Genomic DNA, 17,701 nt, shown 5'->3' with positions numbered 1-17,701 from the left:
TCGGGCCGGGGAGGGGCGGGGCCGGCGCCGAAGACATGGACTATGGACTGATGGACGACCTCGATCTCGAGAAGCTGCGGGTGCCGCTGCCGATGCCCTCCTACCCGGAGGGCTTCCGCAGCGGGTTCGCCTGCTTCGTCGGACGTCCCAATGTGGGCAAGTCGACGCTGATGAACGCGCTGGTGGGGCAGAAGGTGGCGATCACCAGCAACCGCCCCCAGACCACGCGGCGCACCGTGCGGGGCATCGTGCACCGCGAGGACGCCCAGTTGATCATCGTCGACACCCCGGGGCTGCACAAACCGCGCACGCTTCTGGGAGAGCGGCTGGACAGCCTGGTGCGCTCCACGCTGGTCGAGGTCGACGTGATCGGGTTCTGCGTCCCGGCGAACGAGCCCATCGGGCGCGGCGACACCTACATCGCCCGCGAGCTCGCCGCGCAGAAGGACACCCCGGTCGTCGCGATCGTCACCAAGACCGACACCGCGGATCGCGAGCAGGTGACCGAGCAGCTGCTGGCGGTCTCCCGGTTGGGCGAGTGGGCCGACATCGTGCCGGTCTCGGCGAACGGGGACTACCAGCTCGACACCGTCGCCGATGTGCTCTGCGGCCACCTGCCCGAGGGGCCGCCGCTCTACCCCGACGGCGACCTCACCGACGAGCCCGACGAGATGCTGGTCGCCGAGCTCATCCGGGAGGCGTCGCTGGAGGGCGTGCGCGACGAGCTTCCGCACTCGATCGCCGTGGTGGTCGAGGAGATGGCCCAGCGGGGGGACGCCGCGCCGGGCAGGGAGCTCATCGACATCTACGCCTCGCTCTACGTGGAGCGCCCCAGCCAGAAGGCCATCGTGATCGGCGCCAAGGGCGCCCGGCTGCGCGACGTCGGCTCCCGCGCCCGCAAGCAGATCGAGGCGCTGCTGGGCAGCCGGGTCTATCTGGACCTGCGGGTGCGGGTGGCCAAGGACTGGCAGCGCGACCCCAAGCAGCTCCGCAGGCTCGGCTTCGACCAGCAGGTCTGACCGGGGCGCCCGCACCGCCGATGCGCCGAGCCCGTCACCGCCGATCTCGGGGTGAGCTCCAGCCTCGGCCCGAAGACGGAAGTGACGCACGGGACGTCCGGGGGCGCAGATCGACACCGTGGTTTCGGTCTGGCACACAGAGCGGAGGCGGGGATGACGCGGCGCCGGGGCGATCCCTTGATGGGCCTTCGGCCACGCGCGAGGATCGCCCAGTCACCGCGGACTTATGTCCTGCGGCGGTCCTCGCGCTAGTTCTGGTGGTTGAGGTCGCCGGCCAGACTGACCGCCGTGCGCTGCACGATCGGTGCGGCCTGTTCCACGAACTCCCAGCTCATCCGCGACTCGGGGCCCGAGATGGACACCGCCATCATGGCGGGGCCGCCGAGCACCGGAACGGCCAGGCAGCGCACGCCGATCTCCTGCTCGCCGTCGTCGATGGCGTAGCCCTGCTCGCGGATGCGCGCCAGTTCCGCGGCGAAGGAGTCCGGGGTGGTGAGCGTGCGGTCGGTGGCGGCCGGCATGCCGGTGCGGCGCACGGTCGCCAGGGCCTCGTTCTCGGGCAGCTGGGCCAGCAGCGCCTTGCCCACGCCGGCGGAGTGCGGCAGCACCCGCCGGCCGACCTCGGTGAACATCCGCATGGCGTGCGGTGAGGGGACCTGGGCGACGTAGACCACCTTGTCGCCGTCGAGCATGGCGAGGTTCGCGGTCTCGCCGAGGTCGTCCACGAGCTGGGCCAGGTGCGGGCGCGCCCACGTGCCGAGCATCCGCGACGCGCTCTCGCCCAGCCCGATCAGCCGGGGGCCCAGGGCGTAGCGGCGGGAGGGGAGCTGGCGGACGTAGCCGTTGCCCAGCAGTGTGCGGATGATCCGGTGGATGGTGGGCAGGGGCAGGCCGGAGGAGCTCGCGAGCTGGCTCAGCGAGATCTCCCCTCCGGCGTCGGCCATGATCTCGAGCAGGGCGAACGCCCGGTCGAGGGACTGCACGCCGCCGGGCCGTCCTCGGTTCTCCGGTTCCGCGGCGATGTCGTCAGCGCCGGTGCTTCCGACCGCTGTCTGTGACGTTGCCAAAGGTCCAACTCCCATCACGTGACCGCTCCGACTGATCGCTCCGGTCGGCGGTCACCGAAGTTCGGAGTTCTCATTCTGCGATACGAAAAGCCGCTGTCGCCAACCGTATCCGGACCGACCTCTCGGCCCGGGCTCCGCGCGTCCCCGTTCTCCGGCTCCTCGTGTCCCGCCTCTGCCGCTCCTCTCTGCCACTCCCCCTTGCCTGTTCCGGATTGTAGAAGTTAGTGTCCGCTATATAAAAGTTTTCTGGTCGAGTTTTTCGGTGATCCCGCGATCTCCGCCTCGAACCGGATCGGAACGGAAAGGGTTGCCAGTGGGTGTGCAGGAATCCTCGGACGCCGGGACCGGCGTGGCCGGAAGCGGCCTGACGGAGTTGGCCGACGCCCTGGACGCGCGGCTCGCCGATGCGGACGCCCGGTTGCTTCGGCAGTACCCCGGCGACCGGGGGCTGCGCCAGCCGGTCCACACCGTCTACGTCCCCGCCGACCAGGTCCACCGGGGCATCGCCGGGGAGTGGGGCGAGCGGGCGGTCCGGTCGGTGAAGGAGTTCGCCGGAGACGCGGCGACGCTGGCCGCCGCCACCGGGCTGGAGGAGGCCGCGGTGGCCGAGTGCCTCCCGCGGGTGCTGGACAAGCTGCGCCGCGAACCCGTCGAGGACCTGCGCATCGACCTGGAGGACGGCTACAGCGGGCGGTCCGACGCGCAGGAGGACGCGGATCTCGTCTCGGCGACCGAGGCACTGTGCGCCGACCTCGCCGACGGCGTCGCGCCGCCCTACTTCGGCATCCGGATGAAGGGCATGGAGGCAGCCGGTCGGCGCCGCGGCCTGCGCAGCCTCACCATGTTCCTCGAAATCCTCCTGGAGCGGGCCGGCGCCGTCCCGGAGGGCCTCGTCCTCACGCTGCCCAAGATCACCTCCGTGCAGCAGGTCGAGGCGATGGTCTGGGTCACCGAGCAGTTGGAGCGGCGGCTGGGCCTGGCCGACGGCGCGCTGGAGTTCGAGCTCCAGATCGAGACGCCGCAGTCGGTCATGGCCCCTGACGGCACCGCCGCGGTCGCGCAGATGATGCGCGCGGGTGCGGGCCGGGTCACCGCCCTGCACTACGGGACCTACGACTACAGCGCGGCCTGCGGGGTCACCGCGGCCTTCCAGAGCATGGCGCACCCGGTGGCCGACCACGCCAAGGCCGTCATGCAACTGGCCGCGGCCGGAACCGGGGTGTGGCTGTCCGACGGCTCCACCAACGTGCTGCCGGTCGGCTCGGCCGAGCAGGTGCACGAGGCGTGGGGACTGCACGCCCGGCTCGTGCGCCGCTCCCTGGAGCGCGCCTACTACCAGGGTTGGGACCTGCACCCGCACCAGTTGCCGACCCGCTACCTGGCCACCTACGCCTTCTACCGCGAGGCGTTCGCCCCCGCGGCCGCGCGGCTGAAGGCCTACCTCGCCGCGGCGGGCGGCGCGGTCATGGACGAGCCCGCGACCGCCCAGGCGCTGGCCTCGGCGCTGGTGCGCGGCCGCCACTGCGGCGCGCTCGACGACGCCGAGGTCGCCGAGGCCACGGGCGTGGAGTGGGCGGTCCTGGAGGGCTTCGCCAACCGCAGAGTCGGATAGGGGCGCCGACCGCCCCCGGCGCCGGAGCCCGCGCACGCGGCTCGGCGCCGACGGCGGTCTCCGGGCAGGCCGGAGCGGGGGTTTCCGGGAGGAACCCCTTGCTTCAAGTCAACCCGGCCGGGCGGGGGTCCGCCATCTCCGCCCGGCCGGGTGTGGACGACGAGAGTGAATCGAGAGAGATGACGGAGCAGGTTTTCGATCTTGTGCTGCGCGCCCGGCGCGCCATCACGCCCGAGGGGGAGCGCGGCGTCAGCGTGGCGGTGCGCGAGGGGCGCATCGCCGAGATCGCCGACCACGGTGCGCGCCTCGACGCGGCGCGCACCGTGGAGCTCAGCGACGACGAGGTGCTGCTGCCGGGCCTGGTGGACAGCCACGTGCACGTCAACGAGCCCGGCCGCACCGAATGGGAGGGGTTCGCCAGCGCCACCCGCGCGGCCGCGGCCGGCGGCGTGACCACCATCGTGGACATGCCGCTGAACAGCGTGCCGCCCACCACGACGGTCAAGGGGCTGGCGGCCAAGCGCGACGCCGCGCGCGACCAGGTCGCCGTCGACGTCGGCTTCTGGGGCGGCGCCGTACCCGAGAACAGCCGCCCCGGCACGACCGGGGAGCTCAAGGCGCTGCACGACGAGGGCGTCCAGGGCTTCAAGGCGTTCCTCTCGCCCTCGGGCGTCGAGGAGTTCGGCCACCTGGCGCCCGATGAGTTCGGCACCGCCGCCGCGGCCATCGGCGCCTTCGGCGGGCTGATCATCGTGCACGCCGAGGACCCCGGCGTGCTCGACGGCGCGCCGGCGGCCCGGGGCCGCGAGTACGCGTCGTTCCTCGCCTCGCGTCCGGACGAAGCGGAGCACGCGGCGATCGCCCTGGTGATCGAGACGGCGCGGCGCACCGGGACCCGGTCGCACATCCTGCACCTGTCCAGCGCCACGGCGCTGCCCCTGATCGCCGAGGCCAAGGCCGACGGGGTCCCGCTCACGGTGGAGACCTGCCCGCACTACCTGACGATCGTCGCGGAGCAGGTCCCGGCGGGCGCCACGCAGTTCAAGTGCTGCCCGCCGATCCGCGGCGAGGCCAACCGCGCCGCCCTGTGGCAGGCGCTGGCCGACGGGCTCATCGACTGCGTGGTCAGCGACCACTCGCCCAGCACGCCGGACCTCAAGACCCTCGACACCGGTGACTTCGGGACCGCGTGGGGCGGGGTGTCCGGGCTGCAGGTGGGGTTCTCCGCCGTCTGGACCGAGGCCGCGGCCCGGGGCTTCACCCTGGCCGACATGGTGCGCTGGATGTCGCGCCGCCCGGCCGAGATCGCCGGCGTCGCGGGCAAGGGCGGCCTGGTCGCCGGCAACGACGCCGACTTCGCGGTCGTGGCTCCGGAGGAGACCGTCCGCGTCGACGTCGCGGCGCTGCAGCACAGGAACCGGGTGAGCGCCTACGACGGCCTCGAGCTCAAGGGCGCCGTCCGCCGGACCTGGCTGCGCGGCGAGCCGGTCGACCCCGCCCACCCCGGGGGCCGCCTGCTGCGCCGCTCCTCCTGACGCCAGCGGGAGCGCCGGGGTGCGGTCGGTCCGGTGGCCAAGGGCCTGCCGTGCGGCCTTGTTCGCTGCCGGGCGGCGGGCGTCCTGGGAAGCGGCACCAAGGGCGGCAGTGGACCCGGGCGGGCGCACAAGGTGTCCGTTCTGCGGTGCTTCTCCGAAAATGCGCGCGGGCCCGCTGCGCCGCCGGCGCTACGCGCACTGCGGCAGCCGACCCCTGTGGCCACCCGTTCAAGGGGCGACTGCGGGGAGGCGAAGCGCCCCGGGCGCGCCACATGCGCCCGGGGCGTGCATCTTCGATGGGACCCTCAGTCGTGCCGGGGTGCGAGGCGGTCGTCGCTCTCGGCGCCGGCCGGCGCGTCCTCCCCGGAGGGTGCCTGGACGGGCACCTGCGGGGACTCCTCCTCCCGGGGGGCGGAGCCGGGTTCGGCCGCGGATTCGGGGTAGTCGCGGTCCAGGGTGGGCGCCGCGGCGAAGACCGACGGCCCCTCCTCGTAGCGCCCGCCGCCGATGATGTTGAAGCAGATGTTGAGCACGATCGCGACGATCGCGGCGCCGACGATGCCGGAGTGCAGGATCAGCGCGAGCCAGTCGGGGAAGCCGTCGTAGAAGGCCGGCACGGCCAGCGGGATGATCCCGAAGCCCAGCGACGTGGCGACGATGATCAGGTTGAGGTTGTCGTCGAAGTCGACCTTGCCCAGGGTGCGGATGCCGCTGGCCGCGACGGTGCCGAAGAGCACCAGGCCCGCGCCGCCGAGCACCGGCATCGGGATCGCGGCGACGAGTCGGCCCAGGACGGGGAAGAGGCCCAGGACGATGAGCATCCCCGCGCCCGTGGCCACGACGTAGCGGCTCTTGACCCTGGTCAGCGCGATCAGGCCGATGTTCTGCGCGAACGAGCTCCCCGGCGTGCTGTTGAAGATCGGGCCGACGATGGAGGCGCTCACGTCGGCGCGCAGTCCGGCGGCGATGCGCTTGCTGTCGACCTTGGTGCCGATGATCTCGCCGACGGCGATGATGTGCGAGGCGCCCTCGGTGAGGACCACCAGCATGACCACGCACATCGTCAGGATCGCCGCGGTCTCGAATTGGAAGCCGCCGAAGTGCAGCGGGGAGCCGACCGAGAACACCGCGCCCGCGCCGATCTGGCTGAAGTCGGCCTTGCCGAACGGGATGGCCAGCAGGGTGCCGGCGATCAGACCCAGCAGGATCGAGATGCGGCTGAGCAGGCCGGGCAGCACCCGGGAGAAGAGCAGCACCAAGGCGAGGGTGGCGCCGGCCAGCCCGAGGTCGCCCAGGGCCGGTACGCCGCCCTCGGCGCCGTTGATCACCCATCCGGCGGCGACCGGCATCAGCGACAGGCCGATGACGGTGATCAGGCTGCCCGTCACCACCGGCGGGAAGAAGCGGATGAGCTGACCGAAGAACGGGGTCAGCAGGAAGGCGAAGACCCCGCCGACGAGGGAGGCGCCGAACACCACCGGCATTCCCTGGTCGGTCGCGATGGCGGTCATGGCGCTGACCGGGACGAACGACGATCCCACGACGATGGGCATCTGCGCGCCGACGCGCAGGACGCCGATCGTCTGCAGCAGGGTCGCGATGCCGGCGACCAGCAGGGCGCCGCTGACCAGGACGCCGAGGTCGCCCCCGTCCAGTCCGGCGGCGGCGCCGATGACCAGGGCGGGGGCGACGGCGCCGGCGTACATGGTGAGGATGTGCTGCAGCCCGTAGAGCAGCAGCAGTTTCGGGGGGAGCTTCTCGTCCTCCGGACGGCTCGCAGCGTTGTCGGTGGCGTCTGTTGTGGCCGAGGCACTGTTCGCGCTCTTGCGGAATCTCATGGCCAGTTTCCAGCCCCTTGAGGTCATGGCCGGCTCGCGGCGGTACTCACTCCCGATCGCGGTCGGCCGTCCGTGTTGTGTCGGGTGCGGTCCCTTCCGCGTATCGGGACCGCTGCGGCCGTCAGCCGTACGGTGCTGACGGTCCGCCCGGGCCGGCTGCCGCGTCCCGGGCGGAGGTCGTGAGGTGGGTGACCGGCGGCGGCGCGGTCAGGGGTCGGTCGCGCCGCCGGAGGCGGTACCGGCGGGAGCGAGGCGGCGGGCGCCGGCGCATGGCGGAGCGGGCGCCCGCGGTGCTCGTGGAGCGTCCGTTTCTCAGATGAAGCCCGGAACGGTCTCCCAGGCCCGGCCGGGCTCGGGGGCGTCGTCGCGCAGGACGGTCGCCTCGATCTTGCCGTAGGGCCGGTCGGCCGCGAAGAAGACCTCGTTGGGGTTGTCCAGGTCGAACGGGGAGAGGTCCACCAGGAAGTGGTGGTTGTTCGGCATCGAGAACCTGACCTCGGCCACCTCGGGGTGGGCCTCCAGTACGGCCTCGCCCATCCGGTACAGCGTCTGCTGCAGCGCGAGGCTGTGGGTCTCGGCGAAGGCCTCCAGCATGATCGAGGTGATGGAGGCGTAGGTCTTGTCCCAGTCGAGGTCGGTGCCGATGTAGCGCCAGCGGGCCTTGACGTCGGTGGCCAGGATCCGGTCCGTGGTCTCCTTCAGCGTGGTGTACTCGGTCTTGGGGTAGCCGTGGAACTCCGAGCCGGTCGACTTCAGGACGGTCAGGCCCTCGAAGCCGGAGACGACCCACTCCCGGTCGCCGTCCTTGGTGACGACGGTGGTGCGGGTCTCCCCGCCCCGGCGGACGAAGGAGTGGTCGTGCGGGCCCGCGGCGGTGTCGATCCGGTTCCAGGAGTACTCCTCGATCTCCTGGCGGGCGCCGTGTACCTGGTCGAAGGTGTCGACGTGGTACCGGGCCAGGCGCAGCGCGAAGTCCTCGATCGCGCCGACGCCGTACCTCCTGGCGAACGCGTAGACGGTGTTCTTCTGGGTGTCGGTCGCCACGCAGTTGCCGTTGTCGCCCTCGGTGTGCACCGCTTCGAAGTCGCCGCGCAGCTGGGAGGTGACGTTCACGTCCTTGATGGTGTGGACGTCGCTGTCGCGGTTGATGCGGACCAGGCGCACCTCGGCCTTGCCGTACTGGTTGTCTCCGAGACGGATCGCCATTTCGGGTCAACTCCTTGGGTGGTGAACGGTTCTGTCGGTACTGCGGAGTTTTCCGCCCGGGGCCGGACCTGACGGCCCGGACGGGTGCGCCCGAGGGAGGACCGCTGACAGCGGAAGGACCTATCACGCACTCGGTGGTGGAGCCGGAGAGGGCTAGCTGCCCCGGTAGGTGGAGAAGGCGAACGGGCTGAGCAGCAGCGGCACGTGGTAGTGCGCGTCCTCGTCCGCGATCTCGAAGACCACGGTGACCTCGGGGTAGAAGCCCCGCTGGCCGGTGCGTTCGAAGTAGTCCGCCGTGTCGAAGGTGACGCGGTAGACCCCGGCGGACAGCCGTTCGGGGCCGAGGTCGGGGACGCGCCCGTCGTCGTTGGTGGTACCGCTCGCCACCGGCCTCCACGAGGCCTTTTCGGCGCCGGCGGCCTCCAGGACCACGGGGACCCCTGCGGCCGGCCGCCCGAGGGCGGCGTCCAGGACGTGCGTCGTCACGTGGCTGGGTGTCGTCATGACGCGTCGAGCACCTTTCCAACGCGCAGCAGCGCGATCTTGCGGAGTTCCTCGGCGACGATCCGGGCCTCGGTGCCCGGGTCGTTGTCCAGCCGGCCCCTGAGGTCGGCCAGCAGCTCCTCGCTGGAGCGGCCGCTCGCGCACACCAGGTAGATCTGTCCGAAGCGGCGCTCGTACTCGGCGTTGCCGGCGCGCATGGCCTCCTGGACCTCGTCCTGCGCGCTGTCCATCCCGGCCTGCTCGCCGCGCGACCAGGCGGCCTCGGTGCCCCTGCCCCGCGCGCGCTCGCCGATCCGCGGGTGGCGCGCCAGGGCTTCGGCCACCTCCGCGTCGGTGATCTCGCGGGCGCGGGCGTCGGCGGCGTCGAGCAGTTCCCGCCGGGTGCCGAAGGGGCGCCCGCTCTCCAGGGCGTTCACCCAGCGGTCGATGTCGAGGCACTGGGTGAACTCGGTGCGGAACGCTTCGGCGTCCAGCGCGTTGATCCGCGCGAGCCCGGAATCGGTGACCGCTCCGGCGCGGGTGCTGTCGGACATGTGCTCTCCAGACGGGCGGTGTCCCCGGGATCGGCGGGCGCGCGTCCCCGGTCCCGGACGGGGCCGTCGGGAGGTGGCTGTGCGGCCCGTGCCAATGGGCGGCGTCCGCGTTTTCGCGGAGTATCCCTGCGGGACAACCGAATTTCGTAGTGCAGAAACTTGGTTTTGTATTACGGACTGTAGACCGGCGGCTCGGTTGCCTGTCAACACCCTCGGCGGGATGAATTCACATCGGGTCGGCCCGGTGCGCATCCGTCGAGGAGAAGGATTCCCGGGTCCGCCTCCCCGCACTCGCGGGGCCCCGCCCCGCGCGCCGGTGGCCGATGCGGATCCGCCGATGGCCCGGGTCCGGTGGGGGCGGGCCGGACGAGATCCGACGGAGCGGTTGACAAGCTCGGCGACCGGGCGCAAACTCGGAGCTGATTCCTTCAAGTGAAAAGTAGATTCCACATTGAGAAATCTTCCCGTGTCGGGGGTGCGATCGCCCGACGCGACGGGGAGGAAGGAGGCGGGTCCATGGGCCACTCACTGCGCTACACGGTGAACTGCTCGCTGCTCTTCACCGAGCTGCCCCTGCTCGAACGCCCGGCCGCGGCGCGCGCCGCCGGATTCGACGCCGTCGAGTTCTGGTGGCCGTTCACCCGCCCGGTCCCCGACGACGCCGATGTCGACGCCTTCGTCCGGGCCGTCACCGACGCCGGGGTCGAGCTCAGCGGCCTGAACTTCTTCGCCGGCGACATGCCGGCCGGTGACCGCGGCGTGCTGTCCTCGCCGTCGCGGGCGGGAGAGTTCCGCGACAACATCGACGTCGTCGTCGAGATCGGCCGCCGCCTGGGGACCAAGGGCTTCAACGCCCTCTACGGCCTGCGCGAGGAGGGCGTCGACCCGGCCGAATCCGACCGGGTGGCGCTGGAGAGCATCACCGCGGCAGCGAAGGCGGTCGACGCCATCGGCGGCACCGTCCTGATCGAACCGGTCAGCGGCGCGTCCGGCTACCCGCTCACGACCGCGGCCGAGGGCCTGGAGATCGTGGCCGCGGCCAGGCGCAACGGCGCCGACAACGTCGCGCTGCTCGCCGACTTCTTCCACCTGGCGGTCAACGGCGACGACGTCGCCGCGGTGGTCGAGCGGCACGCCGCGGAGTTCGGCCACATCCAGATCGCCGACGCCCCCGGCCGCGGCGAGCCCGGAACCGGCGGGCTGCCGCTGCCCGAGCTCCTGGCCGCGGCCCAGTCCAAGGGATACGCGGGCTACGTGGGCCTGGAGTACAAGCCGACCGTGCCCACCACCGAGAGCTTCGGCTGGATCGGGCGCTGAGCCCGACCGCCGCAACAGCAACCAGGAAAGGACGTTCAATGACCCAGGTGCGCAGCATCGCCTTCGTCGGCCTCGGCATCATGGGCCTGCCCATGGCGATCAACCTCGTCAAGGCCGGCTTCGAGGTCACCGGCTACACCCTCGAAGCCGAAAGGACCCAGCGGCTGGCCGCCGAGGGCGGCAAGGCCGCGGGCTCCATCGCCGAGGCGGTCGGCGGCGCCGACGCCGTCATCACGATGGTCCCCGACTCCCCGGACGTCGAGGCCGTTCTCCTCGGCGAGGACGGCGTGTTCGCCAACGCGGCGTCCGGGGCCCTCGTCATCGACATGAGCACCATCCGCCCCGACGTCGCCCGCACGGTCTCCGAAGAGGGCGCGAAGCGCGGCTTCCGGGTCCTCGACGCCCCGGTCAGCGGCGGCGAGGCCGGTGCCGTCGAGGCGAAGCTGTCCATCATGGTCGGCGGCGACACGGCCGACTTCGCGACCGCCAGGCCGGTCTTCGACGTGCTCGGCACGACCCCGGTGCACGTCGGCCCCTCGGGCGCCGGCCAGACGGTGAAGGCGGCCAACCAGCTCATCGTGGCGGGCAACATCCAGCTCGTCGCCGAGGCGCTGGTCTTCCTTGAGGCGCACGGCGTCGACACCGAGGCCGGGCTGGAGGTCCTCAACGGCGGACTGGCCGGCAGCACCGTCATGACCCGCAAGGGCGAGGCGATGCGCCACCGGCGGTTCGAGCCGGGCTTCCGGATCGCCCTGCACGACAAGGACATGAAGATCGTGACGACCGCGGCCCGCGAGGCCGGCGTCGCGATCCCGCTGGGCGCGCTCGTGGCGCAGTTCGTGGGCGCGCTCAAGGCCCAGGGCCACGGCGGACTCGACCACTCCGCACTGCTCAAGATCGTGGAGCAGCTCTCCGCCGGGGAGCGGTAGCGGCGAAGCAACGGGTTTCCGCCAGCGGGCACGGCGTCCGGCGCTCGCGCTTAGCGTCAGGGCCGGATCGCCTGGGTGTTGGCCGCACCCAAGAGCCCGCCGGCGGTCCCCCAACCCCCTAGCACTGAAGGGTTTCCCCAAATGGTACAGATACCCGCCATGCGCGCCGTCGTCGACGTGCTGCGCTCCGAAGGCGTCGACACGATCTTCGGCTGCCCCGGGGCCGCCATCCTGCCGTTCTACGCCGCCCTGCAGGGCAGCGGCATCGAACACCTCATCGTCCGGCACGAAGAGGGCGCCACCCACATGGCCGACGGCTGGGCCCGGACCACGGGCAACGTCGGCGTCGCGGTCGGCACCTCAGGCCCGGCCGGCACCAACATGATCACCGGCCTCTACACCGCGATCGCCGACTCGATCCCGATCATCTGCATCACCGGCCAGGCGGTCAGCACCAAGCTGCACCAGGAGGCGTTCCAGGCCGTCGACATCGTGGATATCGCCAAGCCGGTCACCAAGTGGGCGGTGCAGGTCAAGGAGGCCGCGCAGGCCCCGTGGATCTTCCGCGAGGCGTTCCGCATCGCCCGCTCCGGCCGTCCCGGCCCGGTCCTGATCGACCTGCCGCTGGACGTGCAGAAGGAGATCATCGAGTGGGACTCCGGCATCGACGCGCCGCTGCCCGTCCCCGCAGTCGAGCCGCACCTGCCGCGCGTCGAGCGCGCCCTGGACATGCTGCTGGCGGCCGAGCGCCCGCTACTGCTGTCCGGCGGCGGCGTGATCACCGGCGGGGCGCACGAGGAGCTCGTCGAGCTGGCCGAGTACCTGCAGATCCCGGTGCAGGTCACGCTCATGGGCAAGGGCTCCATCGACGAGGACCACGCCCTGTACTCCGGCATGGCCGGCATCCAGACCTCGCAGCGCTACGGCAACGCCTCGTTCCTGGAGTCGGACCTGGTGCTGGCGCTGGGCGCCCGCTTCGGCGACCGGCACACCGGCACCCTCGACGTCTACCGCGGTGAGCGCAAGTTCATCCACGTCGACATCGAGCCCACCCAGATCGGCAAGGTCTTCCAGCCCGACCTCGGCATCGTCTCCGACACCAGGCGCTTCCTGCGGGCGCTGCTCGACGCGGCCAAGCGGCGCGGCGCCGGGCGGGAAGCGGGCACGTGGGTCTCCCGGATCCAGGAGCTGCGCGCCACGCTGACCCGGCGCGAGGACTTCGACTCGGCCCCGATCAAGGCCCCGCGGGTGTACAAGGAGATCAACGAGGTCTTCGACGCCGACACCTACTTCGTGACCGCGATCGGCCTGTACCAGATCTGGGGCGGCCAGCACCAGAAGGCCTCCCTGCCGCGGCACTACCAGATCTGCGGCCAGGCCGGCCCGCTCGGCTGGGAGATCCCGGCCGCGATCGGCGTCAAGAAGGCGCTGAAGGCCACCGAGCCCGACGCCGAGGTCGTCGGTATCGTCGGCGACTACAGTTTCCAGTACATGGTGGAGGAACTGGCCGTCGCGGCGCAGTACAACGTTCCCTACGTCCTCATCATGCTGAACAACGAGTACCTCGGCCTCATCCGTCAAGCGGAGATCCCGTTCGACATGAACTTCGAGGTCGACATCCACTACGACGAGTTCGGCTCGGACAACGTCAAGATCATGGAGGCCTACGGCTGCTCCGGCCGCCGCGTCCTCGACCCGGCGCAGATCCGCGAGACGCTGGAGTGGGCGCGCAAGCAGGCCCAGGCGACCTCGCGGCCGGTGCTGGTCGAGATCATGATCGAGCGGGAGGCCAACACGCCGCACGGCCCCTCCATCGACGCCGTCAAGGAGTTCGAGCCGCTCCCCGGCGAGCCCGCGGCCTAGCCGGTCGCCCCGGCCGGGCCGCGCCCAGGAACCGGGGCGGCGGCCGCCGCCCCGGTCATTCCCTTCCACAAGGAGAGAGAGTTCGTGACCGACCAGGAGTTCCTCCGTTTCCCCGATCTCGCCGTCCGCTCCCTCGGCGGCGCCGTCGTCTACGCCAACGATGAGTCCTTCGCCGAGCGCGAGAACCTCATCAAGCCGACGGCCCCGCTGTTCGACGAGTCGGACTTCGGGCACAAGGGCAAGGTCTACGACGGGTGGGAGACCCGCAGGCGGAGGACTCCCGGCCACGACTGGGCCGTCGTCCGGCTGGGCGCGCCCGGTGTCGTCCACGGCGTGGTCGTCGACACCGCGTGGTTCAAGGGCAACTACCCGCCGGAGGTCTCGGTGGAGGCGGCCGGCTTCGAGGGCCACCCGACGGTGGAGCAGCTCAACGAAGCCGAGTGGACCACGATCGTGCCGAGGTCGCCGGTCAGCGGCCACGCCGCCAACCCGTTCGCCGTCACCGACCCGCACCGCTACACCCACGTGCGGCTCACCATGTACCCCGACGGCGGCATCGCCCGCTTCAGGGTGCACGGCGAGGCCGTCGTCGACCCCCGCCTCCTCGTCACCGGCGGCCTCGACCTGGCCGCGCTGGAGAACGGCGGCCGCGTCGTCGGGTGCAGCAACGAGTTCTACTCCTCGCCGGCCAACCTCATCTCGCCCGGGCGCGCCCGCATCATGGGCGAGGGCTGGGAGAACGCCCGCCGCCGCGACGGCGGCAACGACTGGGTGGAGTTCGCGCTGGCCGGCTGCGGCGAGGTCCGGATGCTGGAGCTCGACACCAGCTACTTCCTGTTCAACGCCCCGGGCGCGGCGCGGGTGACCGGATGCGACGAGACCGCCTCCGACCCCGCCGACGAGGGCGCGTGGTTCACCCTCCTCGAGCGCACCGACCTGCTGCCCGACACCCGGCACCGATTCGTCGTGCAGACCCCCCGGCCGGCCACCAGGCTGCGACTGGACGTCTACCCCGACGGGGGCCTGGCACGCTTCAGGGCCGTGGGCACCCCCTCCGCCGACGGCCGCTGCGCGCTGTGGCTGCGCTGGCTGAACGCGCTGCCGCGGGCGCAGGCCGACGCGGCCCTGAGCACCTTCGGCCTGACCGGTGCGCAGATCGCCGACGTGCTGGCCGCCCGCCCGATCGAGAAGGCGGACGGGCTCCCCGCCGCGCTGGCCGACGCCGTGCGCGGACCGGCCGCCGACGCGCGGTAGCCGCACCGCGGGAGAACGCCGCGGCGGGTCGGTGCGGCCGCCGCGGCGTCTCTCGTTCCCGCTCTCTTCACCCGCTTTTCCCGTCCGGCGAGCGGGGCAGGTCACGGACCGGTTTCAGGGTCTGCTACGGTGATGAACGTTATGCTGCGCGAGCTGCTCCTTCTTAGCGGCCGCGGCGGGGGCCGATAGGCCGGCTCCCTCGCCGCGGGGCTTCGGCTTGTCTTGTCGGCCTTTTCGACCGCGAGCATTTCTTTTCAAGGAGCCTCTTTCATGGTGCCGCAGCAGCAGCCCAGTGGTATGCCCTTCCAGCGCTACCAGCCCTTTCCGGCCGTCGATCTGCCCGATCGCACCTGGCCGTCCACGACCATCACCAAGGCCCCGCGCTGGCTGTCCACCGACCTGCGCGACGGGAACCAGGCCCTGATCGAGCCGATGGACCCCGAGCGCAAGCGGGAGATCTTCGACCTGCTGGTCCGCATGGGCTACAAGGAGATCGAGGTCGGCTTCCCCTCGGCCAGCCAGACCGACTTCGAGTTCGTCCGCTCGCTGATCGAGGGCGACGCGATCCCCGACGACGTGCAGATCTCGGTGCTGACCCAGGCGCGCGAGGACCTGATCGAGCGCACCGTGCAGAGCCTGGTGGGCGCCAAGCGCGCGACCGTGCACCTGTACAACGCCACCGCGCCGGAGTTTCGCCGCGTGGTGTTCGGCGTCGACCGGGACGCCTGCAAGGCCATCGCGGTGGACGGCACCCGGCACGTGCTGAAGTTCGCCGAGGAGTACCTGGGCGACACCGAGTACTTCGGTTACGAGTACTCGCCGGAGATCTTCATCGACACCGAGCTGGACTTCGCCCTGGAGGTCTGCGAGGCGGTGATGGACGTCTACCGGCCCGGCCCCGGCCGCGAGATCATCCTGAACCTGCCGGCCACCGTCGAACGGGCCACGCCCAACGTCTACGCCGACCAGATCGAGTGGATGAGCCGCAACCTGTCGCGGCGCGAGTACGTCTGCCTGTCGGTGCACCCGCACAACGACCGCGGCACCGGGGTGGCCTCCGCCGAGCTGGCCGTCATGGCCGGGGCCGACCGCGTCGAGGGCTGCCTGTTCGGCCACGGCGAGCGCACCGGCAACGTCTGCCTGGTCACCCTGGGCATGAACCTGTTCAGCCAGGGCGTCGACCCGCAGATCGACTTCTCCGACATCGACGAGATCCGCCGCATCGTCGAGCACTGCACCCAACTGCCCGTCGCGCCGCGCCACCCCTACGGCGGCGACCTGGTCTACACGGCGTTCTCCGGTTCGCACCAGGACGCGATCAAGAAGGGCCTGATCGCGCTGGAGCGCGAGGCCGAGGCCGCGGGCACGCCGGTCGAGCGGCACCCGTGGAAGGTGCCCTACCTGCCGATCGACCCCAAGGAGGTCGGCCGCGACTACGAGGCCGTCATCCGGGTCAACAGCCAGTCGGGCAAGGGCGGGGTCTCCTACATCCTGCACCGCGACCACGCCCTGGACCTGCCGCGCCGCCTGCAGATCGAGTTCTCCCATGCGGTGCAGGAGTTCACCGACACCGAGGGCGGGGAGTTCGCCGCCGAGCGCATCTGGGAGGTCTTCACCGCCACCTACCTGGCCGAGGACGGCCCCCTGGGCGTGATGGCGCACCGTTCCGAGACCACCGCCGACGGCTCCTACCGGGTCAGCGCCGACGTGCGCACCCAGGGCGAGATCCGTGAGATCACCGGCACCGGCAACGGCCCCATCTCCGCCTTCGTCGACGCGCTGGCCGAGGTCGGCGTGAAGGTGCGCGTGGTGGACTACAGCGAGCACTCCATGAGCGAGGGCGGCGACGCCCGCGCCGCGGCCTACGTCGAGGCCGAGGTGGACGGCGGCCGCACGGTCTGGGGCGTGGGCATCAACAGCAACATCACCACGGCCTCGCTGAAGGCCGTGTGCAGCGCGGTCAACCACGCCGCGCGCGGCTGAGGCGACAGCCGCATTTCCGCCGATCTTGACCTTGTCGGGTTATCGCAGCGTTTTCAGGCCCGACAAGGTCAAGATCGGCGAGTTCACTTCCTGCCGAACATCTGGGTCCAGTAGCCGTCGGTCTCGGCGACGCCGATCGCGCGGCTGTCGCAGTCGAGGATGTTCCTGCGGTGGCCGGGGCTGTTCATCCAGCCCTCCATGACGGCCTCGGCCGAGGAGTAGCCCGCGGCGACGTTCTCGCCGGACCAGGCGTCGTAGCCGGCCTCGGCCGCGCGCTCGCCCGGTCCTTCGCCCTCGGGGCTTTCGTGCGCCATGTAGTCCCGCGCCGCCATGTCGTCGCTGTGGGACCGCGAGGCGGTGACGAGCCGCTCCTCGATCCGCAGCGGTGCGCAGCCCGCGTCGGCGCGTTCGGCGTTGGTGAGGTCGACGACCTGGGCGGCCAGGGCGCTCGCGCCGCCGTCACCGCCGGATCCCGGACCGGAGCCGGAGCCGCCGCCCGGTCCGCCGCCGTCGGAGTCCCCGCCGCCGGACCCGGAGTCGTCGGAATCGTCGGAATCGTCGGAGGGGCGCTCGCTCTGCTCGGGGCTCGCCTCGGCCCGGAGCTCGGTGCCGCCGGTGGCCTCGCCGCCGCCGGTGGCACCGGGGTCGCTCTCGGGCGGGGGAGCGGGGGCCGGGGAGGCCGTGCTCTCGGCGGGGGAGGAGTCGGGGAAGAAGCCGGTGGGGGGCAGCGCCTCGTCGGGGGCGACCGCGTTCAGGTCGTCGGCCTGCTGCTCGATGTCGCCGGAGGGCGGCGAGGCGAGGATCAGGGCCGCCGCCAGACCGAGGCCCACGGGCACGGCCGCGACCGCACCGATGGCCGGCCGGGGCCACCGTGCCGGGGCCGGCGCCGCCCTGCGGCGCGAACCGCGGCGGTCGTCCCCGCCGCGGGCCCTGCCGGCCTTCGACCTTCGGTGGTTCCCATTACCGCGTGGCATCCGTGGTGCCCCCAATCGGTGCTGTGGAATGTGCCATTGGCGCGTGATAGTAGACCAAAACGCGGCA

The 17,701-nt window shown here is 71.7% G+C and carries 14 protein-coding genes; 8 read left to right on the top strand and 6 right to left on the bottom strand.

The window, feature by feature from the left end; all coding sequences use genetic code 11:
* Nucleotides 1–50 precede the first annotated feature (50 nt).
* Entirely contained in the window at nucleotides 51–1,019 is a 969-nt protein-coding gene (gene era / locus HDA32_RS20710) for a GTPase Era (RefSeq protein WP_179646836.1), read from the top strand.
* Nucleotides 1,020–1,267: 248 nt separating this feature from the next.
* Here era and HDA32_RS20705 read toward each other — a convergent pair whose 3' ends face one another.
* Nucleotides 1,268–2,086 carry an IclR family transcriptional regulator gene (locus HDA32_RS20705; protein ID WP_218882539.1) on the bottom strand — a complete coding sequence of 273 codons (819 nt, stop codon included), beginning with the start codon at nucleotides 2,084–2,086 and terminating at the stop codon, nucleotides 1,268–1,270.
* A gap of 373 nt (nucleotides 2,087–2,459) precedes the next feature.
* Here HDA32_RS20705 and HDA32_RS20700 point away from each other — a divergent pair, with 373 nt between their 5' ends.
* Both HDA32_RS20700 and allB read left to right on the top strand, forming a co-directional pair.
* On the top strand, nucleotides 2,460–3,698 hold the full coding sequence (locus tag HDA32_RS20700; RefSeq protein WP_179646834.1) for a DUF6986 family protein: 1,239 nt from the start codon (nucleotides 2,460–2,462) through the stop codon (nucleotides 3,696–3,698).
* Between the two features lie 179 nt (nucleotides 3,699–3,877).
* Nucleotides 3,878–5,233, top strand: a complete 1,356-nt coding sequence (gene allB, locus HDA32_RS20695; protein WP_179644791.1) for an allantoinase AllB — start codon at nucleotides 3,878–3,880, stop codon at nucleotides 5,231–5,233.
* 305 nt (nucleotides 5,234–5,538) lie between these two features.
* Here allB and HDA32_RS20690 read toward each other — a convergent pair whose 3' ends face one another.
* From HDA32_RS20690 to uraD, 4 genes are all read right to left on the bottom strand, one after another.
* Nucleotides 5,539–7,071 carry a nucleobase:cation symporter-2 family protein gene (locus tag HDA32_RS20690; RefSeq protein ID WP_179644790.1) on the bottom strand — a complete coding sequence of 511 codons (1,533 nt, stop codon included), beginning with the start codon at nucleotides 7,069–7,071 and terminating at the stop codon, nucleotides 5,539–5,541.
* 312 nt (nucleotides 7,072–7,383) lie between these two features.
* Nucleotides 7,384–8,277, bottom strand: coding sequence for a factor-independent urate hydroxylase (pucL, locus tag HDA32_RS20685; protein ID WP_179644789.1), 894 nt, complete (start codon nucleotides 8,275–8,277; stop codon nucleotides 7,384–7,386).
* 153 nt (nucleotides 8,278–8,430) lie between these two features.
* Nucleotides 8,431–8,781 carry a hydroxyisourate hydrolase gene (uraH, locus tag HDA32_RS20680; protein WP_179644788.1) on the bottom strand — a complete coding sequence of 117 codons (351 nt, stop codon included), beginning with the start codon at nucleotides 8,779–8,781 and terminating at the stop codon, nucleotides 8,431–8,433.
* Entirely contained in the window at nucleotides 8,778–9,314 is a 537-nt protein-coding gene (uraD, locus tag HDA32_RS20675) for a 2-oxo-4-hydroxy-4-carboxy-5-ureidoimidazoline decarboxylase (RefSeq protein ID WP_179644787.1), read from the bottom strand. The genes uraH and uraD overlap by 4 nt, the downstream gene beginning before the upstream one ends.
* 516 nt (nucleotides 9,315–9,830) lie before the next feature.
* Between uraD and HDA32_RS20670 the strand changes: the two genes are divergently transcribed.
* The 5 genes from HDA32_RS20670 to leuA all read left to right on the top strand — a co-directional run bounded on the left by HDA32_RS20670 (nucleotide 9,831) and on the right by leuA (nucleotide 16,660).
* Nucleotides 9,831–10,631 carry a hydroxypyruvate isomerase family protein gene (locus HDA32_RS20670; protein ID WP_179644786.1) on the top strand — a complete coding sequence of 267 codons (801 nt, stop codon included), beginning with the start codon at nucleotides 9,831–9,833 and terminating at the stop codon, nucleotides 10,629–10,631.
* Between the two features lie 38 nt (nucleotides 10,632–10,669).
* Entirely contained in the window at nucleotides 10,670–11,560 is an 891-nt protein-coding gene (locus HDA32_RS20665) for a 2-hydroxy-3-oxopropionate reductase (protein WP_179644785.1), read from the top strand.
* A 141-nt stretch (nucleotides 11,561–11,701) separates the two neighbouring features.
* Nucleotides 11,702–13,423, top strand: a complete 1,722-nt coding sequence (gene gcl, locus HDA32_RS20660; RefSeq protein WP_179644784.1) for a glyoxylate carboligase — start codon at nucleotides 11,702–11,704, stop codon at nucleotides 13,421–13,423.
* An 84-nt stretch (nucleotides 13,424–13,507) separates the two neighbouring features.
* On the top strand, nucleotides 13,508–14,677 hold the full coding sequence (gene alc / locus HDA32_RS20655; RefSeq protein ID WP_179644783.1) for an allantoicase: 1,170 nt from the start codon (nucleotides 13,508–13,510) through the stop codon (nucleotides 14,675–14,677).
* A 270-nt stretch (nucleotides 14,678–14,947) separates the two neighbouring features.
* Entirely contained in the window at nucleotides 14,948–16,660 is a 1,713-nt protein-coding gene (leuA, locus tag HDA32_RS20650) for a 2-isopropylmalate synthase (RefSeq protein ID WP_179644782.1), read from the top strand.
* Between the two features lie 83 nt (nucleotides 16,661–16,743).
* Here leuA and HDA32_RS20645 read toward each other — a convergent pair whose 3' ends face one another.
* Nucleotides 16,744–17,496 carry a CAP domain-containing protein gene (locus HDA32_RS20645; protein WP_312863266.1) on the bottom strand — a complete coding sequence of 251 codons (753 nt, stop codon included), beginning with the start codon at nucleotides 17,494–17,496 and terminating at the stop codon, nucleotides 16,744–16,746.
* Nucleotides 17,497–17,701: the final 205 nt, after the last annotated feature.

This window comes from Spinactinospora alkalitolerans, assembly GCF_013408795.1.
Lineage (GTDB): Bacteria > Actinomycetota > Actinomycetes > Streptosporangiales > Streptosporangiaceae > Spinactinospora > Spinactinospora alkalitolerans.
The sequence above is the reverse complement of the archived record's forward strand: the minus strand, read 5'-3'. Positions and strand labels throughout refer to the sequence as shown.

Excerpts from the sequence above, each read along its gene's own strand:
- gcl (WP_179644784.1), top strand. The coding sequence starts at position 11,702 with ATGGTACAGATACCCGCCATGCGCGCCGTCGTCGACGTGCTGCGCTCC.
- HDA32_RS20690 (WP_179644790.1), bottom strand. The coding sequence starts at position 7,071 with ATGAGATTCCGCAAGAGCGCGAACAGTGCCTCGGCCACAACAGACGCC.
- pucL (WP_179644789.1), bottom strand. The coding sequence starts at position 8,277 with ATGGCGATCCGTCTCGGAGACAACCAGTACGGCAAGGCCGAGGTGCGC.
- era (WP_179646836.1), top strand. The coding sequence starts at position 51 with ATGGACGACCTCGATCTCGAGAAGCTGCGGGTGCCGCTGCCGATGCCC.
- leuA (WP_179644782.1), top strand. The coding sequence starts at position 14,948 with ATGGTGCCGCAGCAGCAGCCCAGTGGTATGCCCTTCCAGCGCTACCAG.
- HDA32_RS20670 (WP_179644786.1), top strand. The coding sequence starts at position 9,831 with ATGGGCCACTCACTGCGCTACACGGTGAACTGCTCGCTGCTCTTCACC.
- uraD (WP_179644787.1), bottom strand. The coding sequence starts at position 9,314 with ATGTCCGACAGCACCCGCGCCGGAGCGGTCACCGATTCCGGGCTCGCG.
- uraH (WP_179644788.1), bottom strand. The coding sequence starts at position 8,781 with ATGACGACACCCAGCCACGTGACGACGCACGTCCTGGACGCCGCCCTC.
- HDA32_RS20665 (WP_179644785.1), top strand. The coding sequence starts at position 10,670 with ATGACCCAGGTGCGCAGCATCGCCTTCGTCGGCCTCGGCATCATGGGC.
- allB (WP_179644791.1), top strand. The coding sequence starts at position 3,878 with ATGACGGAGCAGGTTTTCGATCTTGTGCTGCGCGCCCGGCGCGCCATC.